This is a genomic window from Demequina maris, assembly GCF_000971155.1.
Classification (GTDB): domain Bacteria; phylum Actinomycetota; class Actinomycetes; order Actinomycetales; family Demequinaceae; genus Demequina; species Demequina maris.
The window spans coordinates 59,377-74,893 of the sequence record NZ_BBLX01000009.1; the positions used below are offsets into that span (position 1 = coordinate 59,377).

Here is a 15,517-nt window from a genome sequence, read left to right on the forward strand (position 1 = left end):
ACCTCCCCGTCACTCGCGTCGCGGCGTCGCCGCGACCTCCGAGGCCAGCAGATCCGGCCTCGCTACGTTGCCGATGACGATAATCGCGGGAGGTTTCACCCCTGTTTCCCCCGCGATAAGAACAATGTCGTCGAGGGTGCCGTGAGTCACACGCTCGTCCGCGGTGGTCCCGGACTCGATGATCGCGACCGGCGTGGACCCGGGCGCACCGCCCGCGAGGCCCGCCGCGACGATGTCCGGCAGCGCGGCGACGCCCATGAGCACCACGACGGTCGTGCCGTGCGTCATGGCGGCCACGGAGGTCGCGTCGGCACCGGCGTGGCCCGAGGTGACGAGCACCGCGGTGGACAGGCCCCGCTGCGTCACGGGGATGCCCGCGCGTGCCGGGACCGACAGCGCCGAGGTCACGCCGGGCACCACCTCGACGGGCACGCCCGCCTCGAGGCACGCATGCACCTCCTCGCCTCCGCGCCCCAGCACGAACGGGTCGCCACCCTTGAGGCGCACCACGGTGCGGCCCTGCTGCGCGTGCGACACGAGGATCCGGTTGATCTCGTCCTGCGGCACCGGGTGGCGGTCGGGCGACTTGCCGACGTTGATGACCTCGACGTCGTAGGGCACGGTGACGAGCAGCTCGGTGGTGCCCAGACGGTCGGTAACCACCACGTCGGCCTCGGCGAGCGCCTGGCGACCGCGCACGGTGACGAGACCCGGGTCGCCGGGGCCGGAGCCCACGAGGATCACGCGGCCGTGACCGGAGCGGCGCCTGCGCAGGTCGACCGCGCCCGCGTCGATGTGCGCGGCGACCGCGTCGCGGACCGCCCGGATCCGGGCGGGGTCGGGGCGGTCGGTCGAGATCACGCCGACCGCGAGGTCGCCGTGACGCGACAGCGCCGCCTGCCGCGCGGTGCCGTTGGTCGCGTCGGAGGCGTCGATGCAGAACACGCGTCGCGACTCGGCCCAGGCCGCCACCGCATCGTTCACCGCCGCATCGTCCGTCGCCGCGAGCACGAACCACGCGTCGTCGAGGTCGGGCTCCTCGACGCGTCGCTCACGCCATTCGAGGTCGCCGTGCTGGGCGAGCCGGCGCACGTCGTCGCTCGCGTCGGGCGACACGACGCACACGTCCGCGCCCTCCGCGAGGAAGCGCTTGATGCGCCGCGAGGCCACATGGCCGGCGCCCGCGACGAGCACGCGCCGATCCTTGAGGTCGAGTCCGAAAAGAGCTGTCACGCACCACCCGCCAGGTCGATGAACACGACGCCATTGTCGAGGTGGACACGGTGAACGGCCAAGTCCGGCGCGCGTCCCTCCTTCGGCTCCTTGTCCATCGTGACCAGGCAGGTCCCGTCGAGCAGCGAGAAGACCTGCTTGTAGATGGGCGACGCGATGGTGGGCACGTCGCCCCTCGAGCCCGTGATGCCGCGCGAGATCACCGACGCGCCGGAGAACGGGTCCAGGTTCTGGACGCAGTGCACCGAGCCGTCGGCGAGCAGGAAGATCGCGACCTGCTCGCCGCCCACGAGCGCGGCCACGCCGAGCTCCGGCGTGAGGTCCGCGAGCGTGCAGACGCGGGTCGCGGTGGACGATGCGGTGGCGGAGACGGCGGTCATGACCGGACCTCCAGGGTGGTGGGGGCGATGAGCACGGGCGCGTTCTCGCGCTCCGCGGGGGTGGCCGGGCGGCGCTGGCCGCGCTGCTCGACGTACGCGAGCGTCGGGTCGGGCTGCTCGGGCGCGTTGACGAACGACGCGAACTGGCGCAGGCGCACCGGGTCGTTCAGCACGGCCTTCCACTCGTCCTCGTAGGAGTCGATGTGGCGGGCCATGTGCGCGTCGAGCTCCTCACCGAGGCCGAGGGAGTCGTCGACCACGATCTCGCGGATGCGGTCGAGGCCGCCCTCGTGCTCCTGCTGCCACGGGGCCGTGCGCTGCAGGCGGTCGGCGGTGCGGATGTAATACATGAGGTAGCGGTCGATCACGCGGAAGACGTCGTCGTCGGACACGTCCTCCACGAGCAGCTGCGCGTGCACCGGCGTGAAGCCGCCGTTGCCGCCCACGTAGACGTTCCAGCCCTTGTCCGTCGCGATCACGCCGACGTCCTTGCCGCGGGCCTCGGCGCACTCGCGGGCGCAGCCCGAGACGCCCAGCTTGAGCTTGTGGGGGCTGCGCAGGCCGCGGTAGCGCAGCTCCAGGGCGATCGCCATGCCCACCGAGTCCTGCACGCCGTAGCGGCACCAGGTCGAGCCGACGCAGGACTTCACGGTGCGCAGCGACTTGCCGTACGCGTGGCCCGACTCCATGCCCGCGTCCACGAGCCGCTTCCAGATCTGGGGCAGCTGCTCGAGCCGAGCGCCGAACATGTCGATGCGCTGGCCGCCGGTGATCTTCGTGTACAGCCCGTAGTCCTGGGCGATCTGCCCGATGAGGATGAGGTGCTCGGGCAGGATCTCCCCGCCCGGCACGCGCGGCACCACCGAGTAGGTGCCGTCCTTCTGCATGTTCGCCATCACACGGTCGTTGGTGTCCTGCAGCGCCGCGCGGTCGCCGCCGAGGACGTGCGCGTTGTACAGCGACGCGAGGATCGAGCCGACGGTGGGCTTGCAGATGTCGCAGCCGCGTCCGGTGCCGAAGCGCTCGATGACCTCGGAGAACGTGGTGACCTCCGCCACCTTGATCGCGTTGAAGAGCTGAGCACGGGACAGCGCGAAGTGCTCGCACAGCGCGTTCGAGACCTCGATGCCGGCCTTCTCGAGCTCGGTCCCCATGATCTTCTTGACGAGCGGGAGGCACGAGCCGCACGACGTGCCCGCCTTGGTGCAGGCCTTCACCGCGCCGAGGTCGTGGCAGTCGTGGTCGGTGACCGCGCCACGGATGCTGCCCGCCGACACGTTGTTGCACGAGCACACGCCCGCATCGTCCGGCAGCTCGATCTCGCCCTTCTCGACGGACCCCTCGGGCAGGATCCACGCGGCGGGGTCGCCGGGCAGCTCCGCGCCCACCATGGGCCGCAGCGACGCGTACGCCGAGGCGTCGCCGACGAGCACGCCGCCCAGCAGCGTCTTCGCGTCGTCCGTGAGCACCAGCTTCTTGTAGACGCCGTTGACGGGGTCCGCGTAGACCATCTCGAGCGCGCCCGGGGTGGTGGCGAACGCGTCGCCGAAGGACGCGACGTCGACGCCGAGCAGCTTGAGCTTGGTCGCCATGTCGGCGCCGGGGAACGTGCTCGCGCCGCCCAGCAGGCGGTCGACGGCGATCTCCGCCATCGTGTTGCCGGGCGCGATGAGGCCGAGGCAGGCGCCCTGGATGCACGCGACCTCGCCGATCGCGCTGACGGCGGGGTCCGCGGTGAGGCACGTGTCGTCGACGACCACGCCGCCGCGCGCACCGGTCTCGAGGCCGGACGTCGCGCCGAGCTCGTCGCGCGGGCGCACGCCGGTCGCGAAGACCACCACGTCGACCAGCTGCTCCCCGCCGTCCGCGAAGAGGAGGCTGCCCACGTGACCGTCCTTGCCGGCGCGGATCTCCTGGGTGGCGGTGCTGCAGCGCACCGTCACGCCCATGCGCTCGATGAGCCGCTTGAGCGCCTCGCCGCCGCCCTCGTCCACCTGCAGGTTCATCAGGCGGTCCGCGAACTGGATCACCGTGCTGCGCGCGCCGAGGCTCTGGAGCGCGCCCGCCGCCTCGAGGCCGAGGAGGCCGCCGCCGATGACCGCGCCGCGGACGGGCCGGCCGAGCTCCGCGCGGCGCTCCTCGACCCAGCCGCGCAGCGCGGCGACGTCGTCGACGGTGCGGTACATGAACACGCCGGGCAGGTCCGCGCCCGGCGTGGGCGGCGCCCACGCGTACGAGCCGGTCGCCAGGACCAGGTGGTCGTACGCGACCTCGCGGCCGCCCTCCACGGTGACGATGCGCCGGTCGCGGTCCACCGCGGTCGCGCGGCTGTCGCGGTGCAGCGTGACGAGCGGGTCCTGCCACAGCGCGGGATCGCCCAGCTGCAGGTCCTCGGGCGTCCTGCCCTGGAAGTAGCTCGTGAGCGCGACCCGGTCGTACGGCGCGCGGGGCTCCTCCGCGAGCACCTCGACGCTGAAGCGCCCCTCGGTGTCGCGGGCCCGCATGGCCTCGGTGAAACGGTGGGCGACCATGCCGCCACCCACGACGACGATGTGCTCGGTGGTCATCATGCCTCCCCTGTGCCTGCCATCGCAGGAACCTTGCGGTCGCTCGCGGCGGTCACGAGCATCTCCTTCACCAGCGACTTGCAGTCGCCGCATCCCGTGCACGCGCGGGTGGCGCGCGAGACGTCCTCGACGGACTCGCAGCCGTCCGCGATGGCGTCCGTGATGCGCCCCTTCGACACGGTGTTGCACTGGCAGACCGTGTCGGCGTCCGCCATGTCCGCGGCGTTCCGGCTCGCGGGCGCTGCACCCGGGATGGGGCGGACGATGAGGTGGGCCGGGTCCGACGGGACCGGCAGCCCGCGCGTGTAGAGCGCTTGAAGATCGGTGGCGGTGGCCTTGTCGCCCACCACCGTCGCCCCCACGAGGCGCCCCTCGTGGATGACGACCTCGACGAAGCGGCCGACGGCCGGGTCCGAGATCCGCACGGCCCGCAGCAGGCGGTCGCCGTGCTCGAACTTGCCGCTCAGGCCCATGGTGACCACCTCGAGCCCGGACGCCTTGACGCGGACCACGTTGGTGCGGTCGGTGCCCGCCGCATCGTCCCGCGGGGCGATCGGCGCTCCCGCCCACGCGTCGACGAGGCGCTGCGCCTGGTCCCAGCCCTGCGCGACGAGGCCGGTGCCTCCCTCGGGCGGCTGGGCGCAGTCGCCGATCGCGAAGACGTGCGGGTCCGCGGGCGAGGCGAGATCGGTTCCGACGACGACGCCGCGCTCGCACGGCAGCCCGGCGCGGCGTGCGAGGGCCGTCTCGGGGATGGTGCCCGCGCACATGACGAGCAGGTCCGTGAGGATCTCGGCGCCGTTGGACAGCTCGACGGCGGAGATGCGGCCGCGGCGCTCGACGACCCGCGTCACCGACGCCTGCGTGACGACCGTCATGCCCAGCCGCCCGAGCGAGCCCTCCGCGACCTGCGAGGCGGAGGAGCCGAGCTGGCGCTCCATGAGGCGGTCGGCGTGGTGCACGAGGGTGACGGCGAGCCCGCGCGCGGCGAGCCCGGTGGCGACCTCGAGCCCGAGGACGCCCGCGCCGAGCACCACGGCGCGCCGCGCCTTGGGAAGCGCCGCGAGGATGCCCTGCGCGTCCGCGAGGTCCTTGAGCACGCTCACCCCCGGCACCAGGCCGTCGGGGTTCGCGACGTGCTGGATCTGAGGGACGCGCGCGGCCGAGCCGGTGGCGAGGACGAGCCGGTCGTAGCGGTGCACCGACCCGTCGGACGCGGTGACGAGGCGGCGGGCGCGGTCGATCTCGACGGCGGACACGCCCTGGCGCACGTCGACGGCGTCCGCGTCGGGAGAGACGAGCGCGATCGCGTCCGCGTCGGCCTTGCCCGCGACGACGCTCGACAGCAGCACCCGGTTGTACGGCGCGGTGTCCTCGCGCCCGAGCACGGTGACGTGCGCCCCGGGCACGCGGGCGGCCGCGTCCTGGGCGAATCGTGAGCCGACCATCCCGTGGCCGATGACGACGATCCTCATCGCGCCGCTCCTTCCAGCTCTGACGCGGGCCGCAGCTGGTGAGCCGCGCGGATCGCGACAGCCGTGACCTTGAACTCGGGCATCGACGACGTCGGGTCGGTGACGTCGTTGGTGAGGCGGTTGGCGGAACCCGCCCCCGCCCAGTGGAACGGCATGAAGACCGTGTCGGTGCGGATGTCGGTGGTGAGGCGCACCCGCGCCATCGCCTCTCCGCGCGCGGTGGCGAGGAACGCGACCGCGCCCTCCGTGAGCCCGTACCGCTCGGCGAGCAGCGGGTGCATCTCGACGAAGGCCTCGGGCTGGGCCTGCGCGAGCTCCTTGACGCGACGGGTCTGCGCGCCCGACTGGTAGTGCTGGAGCACGCGCCCCGTCACCAGGTAGGTCGCCATGCCCGGGCGCACGTCGTCCGCGGGGCCGCGGTGAGCGACCGCGATCATGCGCGCGCGGCCCGAGGGCGTGGGGAAGGACTCGAGGAACGGCCGGGGCGTCCCGAGGTGGGCGGACTCCCCCGGCGCCGGCGCCGGGCAGGGCCAGAACAGCTCCTCGCCCGCGTCCAGGCGGGCGTACGTGACGCCGGAGTAGTCGGCCTTGCCGCCGGCGGAGGCGCGGGCCATCTCGTCGAACATCGTCTCGGCGTCCTCGCTGAAGGTCGCGTCGCAGCCCAGGCGCCGGGCGAGCTCGCGGAGGATCCACAGCTCGGAGCGCGCCTCGCCGGGCGCCGCGACGGCCGCGCGGCGGCGGATGATCCGGCCCTCGAGGTTGGTCATGGTGCCGTCCTCCTCGGCCCACTGGGTGACGGGGAGGACGACGTCCGCGAGCAGCGCGGTCTCGGACGGCACGAGGTCGCACACGACGAGCAGGTCGAGCGCGCGCAGCCGCTCCTCGACCGCCGTCGCGTTCGGGGCGCTCACCACGACGTTGCTGCCGTGGACCAGCAGCGCGCGGGGCCCGTCGGCCGTGCCGAGCGACGACAGGAGCTGGACCGCCGGCACGCCCGGGCCGGGGATGACCTCCGGGTCGACGCCCCACACGGAGGCGACGTGGGCGCGCGCCGCCGGGTCGGTGATCATGCGGTAGCCGGGCAGCTGGTCCGACTTCTGACCGTGCTCGCGGCCGCCCTGGCCGTTGCCCTGGCCCGTGACGGGCCCGTAGCCCGAGCCCTCGCGCCCGATGAGGCCGAGCGCGAGCGCGAGGTTGATCGCGGCGTTCACGCAGTCGGTCCCCTGCGCCATCTGCTCGACGCCGCGGCCCGTGAGGATGTACGCCCCCCGGCCGCCACGCGAGGGGGACGCGGCGGCCAGGAGGCGTGCGACCTCGCGGAGCGTGTCCGCGGGGACGCCGGTCGCGGCCTCCGCGCGCTCGGGCCACCACTGCGCCACCGAGCGGCGGACGTCGTCGAGACCCTCGACGCGGTCCGCGAGGTAGGCGTCGTCCTGGAGGCCCTCGGCGAGCACGATGTGCAGCAGCGCGAGGAGCACGACCATGTCGGAGCCGGGCACGGCGGCGAGGTGGACGCCCGCGCCGTCGCGCGTGAGCTTCGCGGTGACGGTCTCGCGCGGGTCCACGACCACGAGGCCGCCGCGCTCGCGCACGCCCGCGAGGTGCTGGACGAAGGGCGGCATCGTCACGCCCATGTTGGAGCCGAGGACGAGGACGGCGTCCGCGCCGCCCAGGTCCGCGAGCGGGAAGGCGAGGCCGCGGTCCATGCCGAGCGCGCGGTTCGAGGCCGCGGCGGCGGACGACATGCAGAAGCGGCCGTTGTAGTCGATGAGGCGCGTGCCGAGCGCGAGCCGCGCGAACTTCCCCAGCGCGTACGCCTTCTCGTTGGTGAGCCCGCCGCCGCCGAACACGGCGACCGCATCGTTCCCCGACTCGGCCTGGAGCTCACGGACGCGGCCCGCCACGAGGTCGAGCGCCTCGTCCCAGCCCGCCTCGCGGAAACCTCCGTCGGCGGTGCGGATCAGCGGCGTCGTGATCCTGTCGGAGGCCCGGAGCACCTCGGCCGAGGTCCAGCCCTTCTGGCACAGGCCGCCGCGGTTGGTGGGGAACTCCCGCCCCGTCACCGCGACGGGGAGGCGCTCCCCCGGCGTCGCGGTGAGCGTCTGCGCGCACTGGAGGGCGCAGTAGGGGCAGTGGGTGGCCGCGGTGGCGCCGGGGAGGGGTCCCGGCGCCACCGCGTCCTGCTGGGGGGTGGTCACGTCAGACGTTCCTCATCGTGGCGCCCTTGCGCAGGTAGAACACCCACGTGATGGCGGCCATCGCGAGGAAGACCGCGACGTAGATCTGCAGGGCCGGGACGATCGTGCCCGACATCTCCTTGGAGATCTTGTAGATGAACGGGATCGCGAAGCCGCCGAAGGCGCCCACCGCGGAGATGATGCCCACGGCGCCCGCCGCCTGGCGCTTGAAGTCGAGACGGCTCTCCTCGGTGTCCTCGCCCTTGCTCGCCTGGAGCCGGCCGAAGATCGACGGGATCATGCGGTACGTCGAGCCGTTGCCGATGCCGGTCGCGGCGAACAGCACCATGAAGCTCACGAAGAACAGCGCGAGGGACTCGTGCTGGACGCCGACCACCGCGGTCGCTCCCGCCGCCGCCATCACGACGAACGAGGCGATGGTGACGATCGAGCCGCCGATGCGGTCCGCGAGCTTGCCGCCGTAGGGACGGGAGAGCGAGCCGATGAGCGCCCCGAGGAAGCCCCAGCTCAGCGCGATGTCGGCACGCTCGAAGACCACCGTGAGGAGCGTGGGGAACGCCGCCGAGTAGCCGATGAACGAGCCGAAGGTGCCGATGTAGAGGAAGGCCATCAGCCACGTGTGGCCGTGCTGGAGCGAGGCCGCCGTGGGCTTCGGGTCCGCCTTCGCCTCGCGGAGGTTGTCCATGAAGAGGAAGGCGAGGATGGCGGCCACGACCGCGAGGGGGACGTAGACGAGGCCCGCCGCGGAGAGGCCGAGCGCGCCGATGCCGATGACGACCGGCACGAGCTTCTGCGCCACGGCGACGCCGATGTTGCCGCCCGCGGCGTTGAGGCCGAGCGCCCAGCCCTTCTCCTTGTCGGGGTAGAAGAACGAGATGTTCGACATCGACGAGGCGAAGTTGCCGCCGCCGAAGCCCGCGGTCGCCGCGATCGCGACGAGGATCCCGAAGGACGTCTCCGGGTGCTGGACCACCCAGGCGAGGCCGAGGGTCGGCACCAGCAGCAGGAGGGCGGAGATGACGGTCCAGTTGCGGCCGCCGAAGATCGGCACCGCGAACGTGTAGGGGACGCGCAGGAACGCGCCGACGCCGGAGGCGACGGCGAGGAGCGTGAAGCCCTGGCTCGCGGTGAGCGCCCAGCCGTTGGCGCCGGCGGCCACGAGAGCGCCGGACTCGTCGAAGGTGCCGTACATGCGGACGACGACGATCGACCACAGCAGCCACACCGAGAACCCGATGTGCTCGGCGACGATGGAGAACACGAGGTTGCGGAACGCGATGGACTTGCCGCGGGCCTCCCAGAACAGCTCGTTCTCGGGCTCCCAGCGCTCGATCCACCGGCCCTTGCCGATGACGCCGGGCTCGATCGCCTCGACGGTGGTCTTGTCGGAGATGGTCATGGTCCCTCCCGGGGGACTGATGTCCGACCGGGACGGTCGCCCCGCGGGGAATCGGACAACTCCGAAGGTAGGGAGGGAAGGTTTCACCCACGGTCACGCCGTGTGAAACGTGGGAGAACTCTTTCTCACCTCACAGGGGCCGGCCCCGTGAAGTGGTTCACAGCCGCCCACACGCGGCGTGAGAACGACGATCTACCAGGGACGATGCTCCGGCAGGGCGATGCGGCCCGGTGGCGCCTGGTGCCATAGCCGAGCGGGTCGTGTCGCGACGGCGCGACGCCTCAGACGCGCGCGGCGACCTCGGAGTCCGCCCAGTGGGCGACGGTCGACACGATGTGGCGCACGTCGTGGACCGAGTGCGCGGCCGAGACGAACCACGCCTCGTAGGCGCTCGGCGGCAGCGCGACGCCCTCGCGGCGCACCGCGTGGAACAGGCGCGCGAAGGCCGCCGTGTCCTGCGCGGAGACCTGGTCGAACGTCACCGGCGCCTCGTCCAGCCCCAGGAAGATCGAGAACAGCGTGCCCGCGCGGCCGACAGCGTGGGTGATGCCGCGCTCGGTCAGCGCGCCCAAGACGCCGTCGGCGAGGTCGGCGGAGATGCGCGCCACATGCGCGTGCACGTCGTCGGTGAGCAGGCGCATCGTCGCGAGGCCGGCGGCCACGGCGACGGGGTTCCCCGACAGCGTGCCCGCCTGGTAGACGGGGCCGAGCGGCGCGAGCTGCTCCATGAGGTCGCGGCGGCCGCCCAGCGCGGCGACCGGCAGGCCGCCGCCGATGACCTTGCCGAAGGTCACGAGGTCCGGGGTCCACGGGTCGAGTCCCGCGGCGACGTCGTGGTCGCGCTCGATGCCCCAGTAGCCCGAGGGCCCGGCACGGAAGCCGGTGAGCACCTCGTCGAGGATCATCACCGCGCCCTCGTTGCGGCAGAGCGTCGAGATGAGGCGGTTGAAGCCGGCGGGCGGCTGGATGACGCCCATGTTGGCGGGCGCCGCCTCGACGATGACGCCGGCGATCTCGGCGCCGTGCTCGGCGAAGGCGTCGGTGAGCGCGGCCTCGTCGCCGTACGGCAGCACCAGCGTGTCCTGCGCGGCGCCGGGGGTCACGCCCGCGGAGTCGGGGACGCCCGCCGTCGCGAGGCCCGAGCCCGCGGCGACCAGCAGCGCGTCCGAGTGGCCGTGGTAGCAGCCGGCGAACTTCACGATGACCGTCCGGCCGGTCGCGGCGCGCGCGAGGCGGATCGCGGTCATGGTCGCCTCGGTGCCGGTCGACACGAGGCGCACCCGCTCGGCGGGCGCGTAGCGGTCGCGGATCATCTCCGCGAGCTCGACCTCGGCCTCGGTGGTCGCGCCGAAGGACAGGCCGCGCGTGGCGGCGGCCTGCACGGCGGCGACGACCTCGGGCCGCGCGTGGCCCAGGATCGCGGGACCCCAGGACGCGACGAGGTCGATCATCTCGCGGCCGTCCGCGTCGACGATGCGCGACCCGCTCGCCGAGGCGATCGGCACCGGCTCTCCCCCGACCCCGTTCCACGCGCGCACGGGCGAGTTCACGCCGCCGGGCAGGATCGCGCGGGCGCGCTCCGAGTACGAGGTCATTCAGTTCTCCTTGAGCCAGGCGGCGAGGTCGAGCGCCGCGTAGGTGACGACGATGTCGGCGCCGGCACGGCGCATCGACGTGAGAGCCTCGAGGTGCGAGGCGCGGCGGTCCAGCCAGCCGTGGGCGGCGGCCGCCTCGATCTGGGCGTACTCGCCCGACACGTGATAGGCCGCGACCGGCACGCGCGACTGCGCGGCGACCTCGGCGACGACGTCCAGGTAGGGCAGCGCGGGCTTCACCATGACCATGTCCGCGCCCTCGAGCTCGTCGAGCTCGGCCTCGTGGAGGCCCTCGCGGCCGTTGGCCGGGTCGAGCTGGTAGGTGCGGCGGTCGCCCTGGAGCTGGCTGTCGACGGCCTCGCGGAAGGGCCCGTAGAACGCCGAGGCGTACTTGGCGGCGTACGCGAGCAGCGCGGTGTCGGTGAAGCCCTCGGCCTCGAGGGCCTCGCGCACCACGGCGACCTGGTGGTCCATCATCCCGCTGAGGCCCAGCACGTGGGCGCCGGCGCGGGCCTGGGCGAGCGCCATCGCGGCGTAGATCTCGTTGGTCGCGTCGTTGTCGACCCGGCCGCCGGCGTCGAGGACGCCGCAGTGGCCGTGGTCGGTGAACTCGTCGAGGCACAGGTCGGCCATGATCACGAGGCGATCGCCGGCGGCCTCCGCCGCGAGCCCGATCGCGCGGTTGAGGATGCCCTCGGGGTCGACCGCGCCCGAGCCCTGCGCGTCGCGCACCGAGGGGATCGCGAACAGCATGAGGCCGCCGATCCCGGCCGCGACCGCGTCCTGGACCAGTCCCGGCACCGCGTCGAGCGGGTGCTGGGACACGCCCGGCAGCGACGTGATCGGCCGCTCCTCGGCGAGGTCCTCGTGGACGAAGACGGGCAGCACCAGCTCGGCGGGGTGCGGGCGCACCTCGCGGACGAGGCGGCGCATCGCGGGCGTGGTGCGCACGCGGCGCGGGCGGTACGAGGTCATGCGTGGTCTCCCTCGGGAGCGTCGTGGGGTGCGAGCGCCGCGAGCACCGCGGCCCGGATCCCAGCGTAGGTGGGCGTGTCCGCGACCGCGTCGACACGCAGCCCGGCGGCGCGCGCGCCGGCCTCCGTGGTGCGTCCGATGGCGACGATGCGGGTGGTGGGGGCGACCGCCGGGCAGGCGGCGGCGAAGCGCTCGGCGACCGAGCCGGAGGTGAGCAGGACCGCGTCGAGGCCGCCGTCGGCGACCGCGGCGACCGTCGCATCGTCCGGTCCCGGGCCGTCCACCGTGCGGTAGGCCTCGACGGTGTCGACGCTCCAGCCCTTGCGCGCGAGCCCGCGCTCGAGCACGGGCGACGCGAGGTTGCCGAGCGGCACGAGGACACGGGCGGACGCCTCGCCCGGAGCGTCCGGGAAGTCCGCGACGATGCCGCGGGCGTCGTGGCGCGTGGCGGGCACCAGGTCGACCGTGAGGCCGACCGCGGCGCACACGCCGCGGGTGGCCTCCCCGACCGTGGCGAACCGCGAGGCGGGCTGCGGCTCGCCCAGGCTCCGGCCGTGGGCACGGGCGATGCGGTCCATCGCGAGGACGGCGTTGCGGCTCGTCACGGCCATCCAGGCGTACGCGCCGTCGAGCCACGCGAGCGTGGCGGCCTCGAGCGCGGAGGGGTCCTCGGGCCCGGCGATCGCGATGAACGCGACCGGGGTGACGAGCGCCCCCTCGGCGACGAGGTCGTCGGCGAAGGCGGTCCGCTCGGCGGTGACCGGCACGAGCAGCCGGCGTCCGGCGAGGCTCACGCGCGGCCCATGAGGCGCTCGGCGCCGCGGCCCAGCAGCGAGAAGCCGCTCGAGCGGCCGATCGCGGCGGCCTCGGCGAGCACGCCGGAGTTGCGCTCGTTGAGCGCGAGCGTGCCGTCGTGGCCGATGACGCGCGTGTGGAGCGTGAGGCGGCCGCCGGAGACCGTCGCATGCGCGGCGACGGGGGCGGCGCAACCGGCGTCGAGCACGCGCAGCGCCTCGCGCTCGGCGGTCACGGCGGCACGGGTGGGCGCGTGGTCGAGCGTCGCGAGCAGCGCCCGCAGCTCGTCGGGGGCGTCCTCACGGATCTCGATCGCGAGCGCGCCCTGACCCGGCGCGGGCACCATGTCCTCGACGGACAGCGGCTCGGTCGCATCGTCGCCGCGGCCGAGGCGGTTGAGGCCCGCCGCCGCGAGCACGACGCCGTCGAGGCCGTCGCCGATGCGCGACAGGCGGGTGTCGACGTTGCCGCGCAGCGGCTGGACGTCGAGGTCGGGGCGGACGGCGAGCAGCTGCGCGGCGCGGCGCGGCGAACCGGTGCCGATGGCGGCGCCCTCGGGCAGCTCCGCGAGGGTGCGGCCGTCCGTGCAGAGCGCGTCGCGCGGGTCCTCGCGCTCGGGGATCGCCACCACCTCGAGGCCCGGGTAGGGCTGCGTGGGGACGTCCTTGAGCGAGTGCACGATGAAGTCGCACTCCCCCGCGAGCAGCGCCTCGCGCAGCGCCGTGACGAACACGCCGGTCTGCGACAGGCCCACGAGCGAGCCGCGGTCGATGTCGCCCTTGGTGGTCACCTTGACGAGCTCGACGGCGGCCTCGGCGCCGCCGGTCGCGGCCGCGGCGACGACCGCGTCGGCGAACTGGCCGGACTGTGCCGTCGCGAGCGCGGATCCACGGGTGCCGAGGCGGAGATTCATGGCGTCCAGGGTAGTCGCCCTACCGGACACCCGGCACCGGTCACCGTCGGTACCCCGGCCCGACGAACACGAGCACCACCGCGACCAGCGCCAGCACGAGCGCCACCCAGGCGGGCGCGACGAAGCCGAGCCCCGCGCCGATGACGATCGCGCCGAGCCCCGTGCCCACCACCGTCGCGGCGTTGAGGGCGGAGTGCGAGATCGCGGCGCCGAGCGACGGCGACGTGTGCGTCGCATCCATGAGGTGCGCCTGCGCGGCCTGCGAGAACGTCTGGATGAACACGCCGAGCAGGACGAGCGCCACCACGACCGGCCAGCCGAGGCTGCCGACGAGACCCAGCATCAGCAGCGTGACGGCGACCCCGATGAGCCCGACGCGCGAGGTGAGCAGCACCGAGCGGTCGGTGAGCCGGCCGCCCACGTACGCGCCCGCCGTCATGCCCAGGCCGAACAGGGCGAGGACCACGGTGACCGTGGGCGGCGCGAAGCCGTTGGTGTCCTCGAGCAGCGGCACCATGTACGACTGCACCGCGCCGAGGCCCGCGAAGCCGACCGTGACCGTGAGGATCGCGGTCCACAGCACGCGCCCGCGCAGGGCCGCGAGCTCGGTGCGGAAGCCGGCGCCGTGGGTGCCGGGCACCGACGGCACGAAGGCCCACATGAGCGCGAAGCCCGCGAGACCGACGGCGGCCACGAGCCAGAACGCGACGCGCCATCCGGACTGCACCGAGATCCACTGCATCGCGGGCACGCCGACCACGATCGCAGCGGTGAGCCCGTACATGATGGTCGCGATCACCTTGCCGCGCTTCTCGACGCCCAGCGCGAGCACGCCCACATAGGCGGCGGAGCCCAGCAGGGCGCCGTGCGGGAGGCCCGCGAGGAGCCGCGCGAGGAAGAGCGTCTCGACCGTGGGCGCGAGCGCGGTGAGCGCCGACGTCGCGACGAACACCGCGGACATCGTGAGCAGCAGCCGGCGGCGGTTCCACGAGGCGAGCCCGACCATGATGAGCGGGGCGCCGATGACGACGCCCAGCGCGTACGCGACGATGGTCCAGCCGATCATGTCGACCGTGGTGTCCAGGTCGCGCACCTGGTCCTGGATGACGCCGGACGCCCCTCCCTGGGAGAGGCTGATCGCGAAGCCGGCGACGACGAAGCCGGCCAGGACGAGGGCGGGGTGCGCGGCGTGCGCGGTGCGCGGCAGGAGCCAGCGCGGGGTGCCGGCCTCGGAGGCCGGGGGCAGAGAGGTCATCAGGTGCCTTGCGTGACGAGCCACACCGCGGTCGCGGTGGCGGGCGGGACGACGAGGTCGGCCGCCTCCGCGGTCTCCACCCGGATCCCGCCGGAGCCGTCGGGGCCAAGCACCCGGATCGAGGCGTCCACGGTCAATCCTAGGGTCGCGAGGTCCCGGAGCACGCCGGGATCCGCATCCGACAGGCGGGCGACGGTCCAGTCGCCGGCAGCCGCCTCGGCGAGGTTCGTGCCGTCGACGACGTCGATGCGGCCGCTCGCGCTCGGGATCGGGTCGCCGTGCGGATCGCGCGTGGGGTGGCCGAGCATCGTGTCGATCGCGTCGATCATGCGCGGCGAGCACGCGTGCTCGAGCACCTCGGCCTCGTCGTGCACCTCGTCCCAGCCGTAGCCCAGCTGCGTGACGAGGAAGGTCTCGATGAGCCGGTGCCGGCGCACCATGTCCAGCGCGCGCCGCTCCCCCTCGGGAGTGAGCGTGATCGCACCGTACGGCCGATGGTCGAGCAGGCCCGCCGCGACCAGCTTGCGGACGTTCTCCGACACGGTGGGCGCGGACACGCCGAGCCGCTCCGCGAGGCGCTTCGTGGTGACCGGCTCGTCGGACCACTCGGTCGCGCTCCACACGATCTTCACGTAGTCCTGCGCGGTCGCGGTCAGCTGCACCTCGGTCATCGTGTCCTCCCCCGCGGCCTCGCGCCGCGCCGTGCCCCCAGGGGACACGGTAGCGAGCGCG

Annotated in this window: 12 protein-coding genes; all 12 read right to left on the reverse strand. The window is 73.7% G+C overall.

From position 1 onward, the window contains the following. Nucleotides 1–9: 9 nt before the first annotated feature. Entirely contained in the window at nucleotides 10–1,233 is a 1,224-nt protein-coding gene (gene cobA, locus AOM02_RS11055; protein WP_062299213.1) for a uroporphyrinogen-III C-methyltransferase, read from the reverse strand. After that, nucleotides 1,230–1,613: a nitrite reductase (NAD(P)H) small subunit gene (locus AOM02_RS11060; protein WP_062299214.1), complete on the reverse strand. Its 384-nt coding sequence runs from the start codon at nucleotides 1,611–1,613 to the stop codon at nucleotides 1,230–1,232. The genes cobA and AOM02_RS11060 overlap by 4 nt, the downstream gene beginning before the upstream one ends. Further along, entirely contained in the window at nucleotides 1,610–4,180 is a 2,571-nt protein-coding gene (gene nirB / locus AOM02_RS11065) for a nitrite reductase large subunit NirB (RefSeq protein ID WP_062299215.1), read from the reverse strand. The genes AOM02_RS11060 and nirB overlap by 4 nt, the downstream gene beginning before the upstream one ends. Continuing rightward, nucleotides 4,180–5,655: an FAD-dependent oxidoreductase gene (locus AOM02_RS11070; RefSeq protein ID WP_062299216.1), complete on the reverse strand. Its 1,476-nt coding sequence runs from the start codon at nucleotides 5,653–5,655 to the stop codon at nucleotides 4,180–4,182. The genes nirB and AOM02_RS11070 overlap by 1 nt, the downstream gene beginning before the upstream one ends. Continuing rightward, nucleotides 5,652–7,853: a molybdopterin oxidoreductase family protein gene (locus AOM02_RS11075; protein ID WP_082105047.1), complete on the reverse strand. Its 2,202-nt coding sequence runs from the start codon at nucleotides 7,851–7,853 to the stop codon at nucleotides 5,652–5,654. Before AOM02_RS11075 ends, AOM02_RS11070 begins: the two co-directional genes overlap by 4 nt. Nucleotide 7,854: 1 nt before the next feature. Beyond that, complete coding sequence (locus AOM02_RS11080) at nucleotides 7,855–9,252, reverse strand: MFS transporter (protein WP_062299217.1); 1,398 nt, start codon at nucleotides 9,250–9,252, stop codon at nucleotides 7,855–7,857. A gap of 281 nt (nucleotides 9,253–9,533) precedes the next feature. Further along, nucleotides 9,534–10,847 (reverse strand): glutamate-1-semialdehyde 2,1-aminomutase, encoded by a 1,314-nt coding sequence (gene hemL / locus AOM02_RS11085; RefSeq protein ID WP_062299218.1) that lies wholly within the window; start codon nucleotides 10,845–10,847, stop codon nucleotides 9,534–9,536. After that, entirely contained in the window at nucleotides 10,848–11,822 is a 975-nt protein-coding gene (hemB, locus tag AOM02_RS11090; protein WP_062299219.1) for a porphobilinogen synthase, read from the reverse strand. It lies immediately after the preceding gene. Further along, a complete protein-coding gene (locus tag AOM02_RS11095; RefSeq protein WP_062299220.1) occupies nucleotides 11,819–12,616 on the reverse strand; it encodes a uroporphyrinogen-III synthase in 798 nt (265 codons plus the stop codon). The genes hemB and AOM02_RS11095 overlap by 4 nt, the downstream gene beginning before the upstream one ends. Next, a complete protein-coding gene (hemC, locus tag AOM02_RS11100) occupies nucleotides 12,613–13,530 on the reverse strand; it encodes a hydroxymethylbilane synthase (protein ID WP_062299221.1) in 918 nt (305 codons plus the stop codon). Before hemC ends, AOM02_RS11095 begins: the two co-directional genes overlap by 4 nt. A gap of 40 nt (nucleotides 13,531–13,570) precedes the next feature. Then, the gene (locus AOM02_RS11105) at nucleotides 13,571–14,785 is read right to left on the reverse strand and encodes an MFS transporter (RefSeq protein WP_062299222.1); all 1,215 of its coding nucleotides are present in this window, start codon (nucleotides 14,783–14,785) and stop codon (nucleotides 13,571–13,573) included. Further along, the gene (locus tag AOM02_RS11110) at nucleotides 14,785–15,456 is read right to left on the reverse strand and encodes a metal-dependent transcriptional regulator (protein ID WP_062299223.1); all 672 of its coding nucleotides are present in this window, start codon (nucleotides 15,454–15,456) and stop codon (nucleotides 14,785–14,787) included. Before AOM02_RS11110 ends, AOM02_RS11105 begins: the two co-directional genes overlap by 1 nt. Nucleotides 15,457–15,517: the final 61 nt, after the last annotated feature.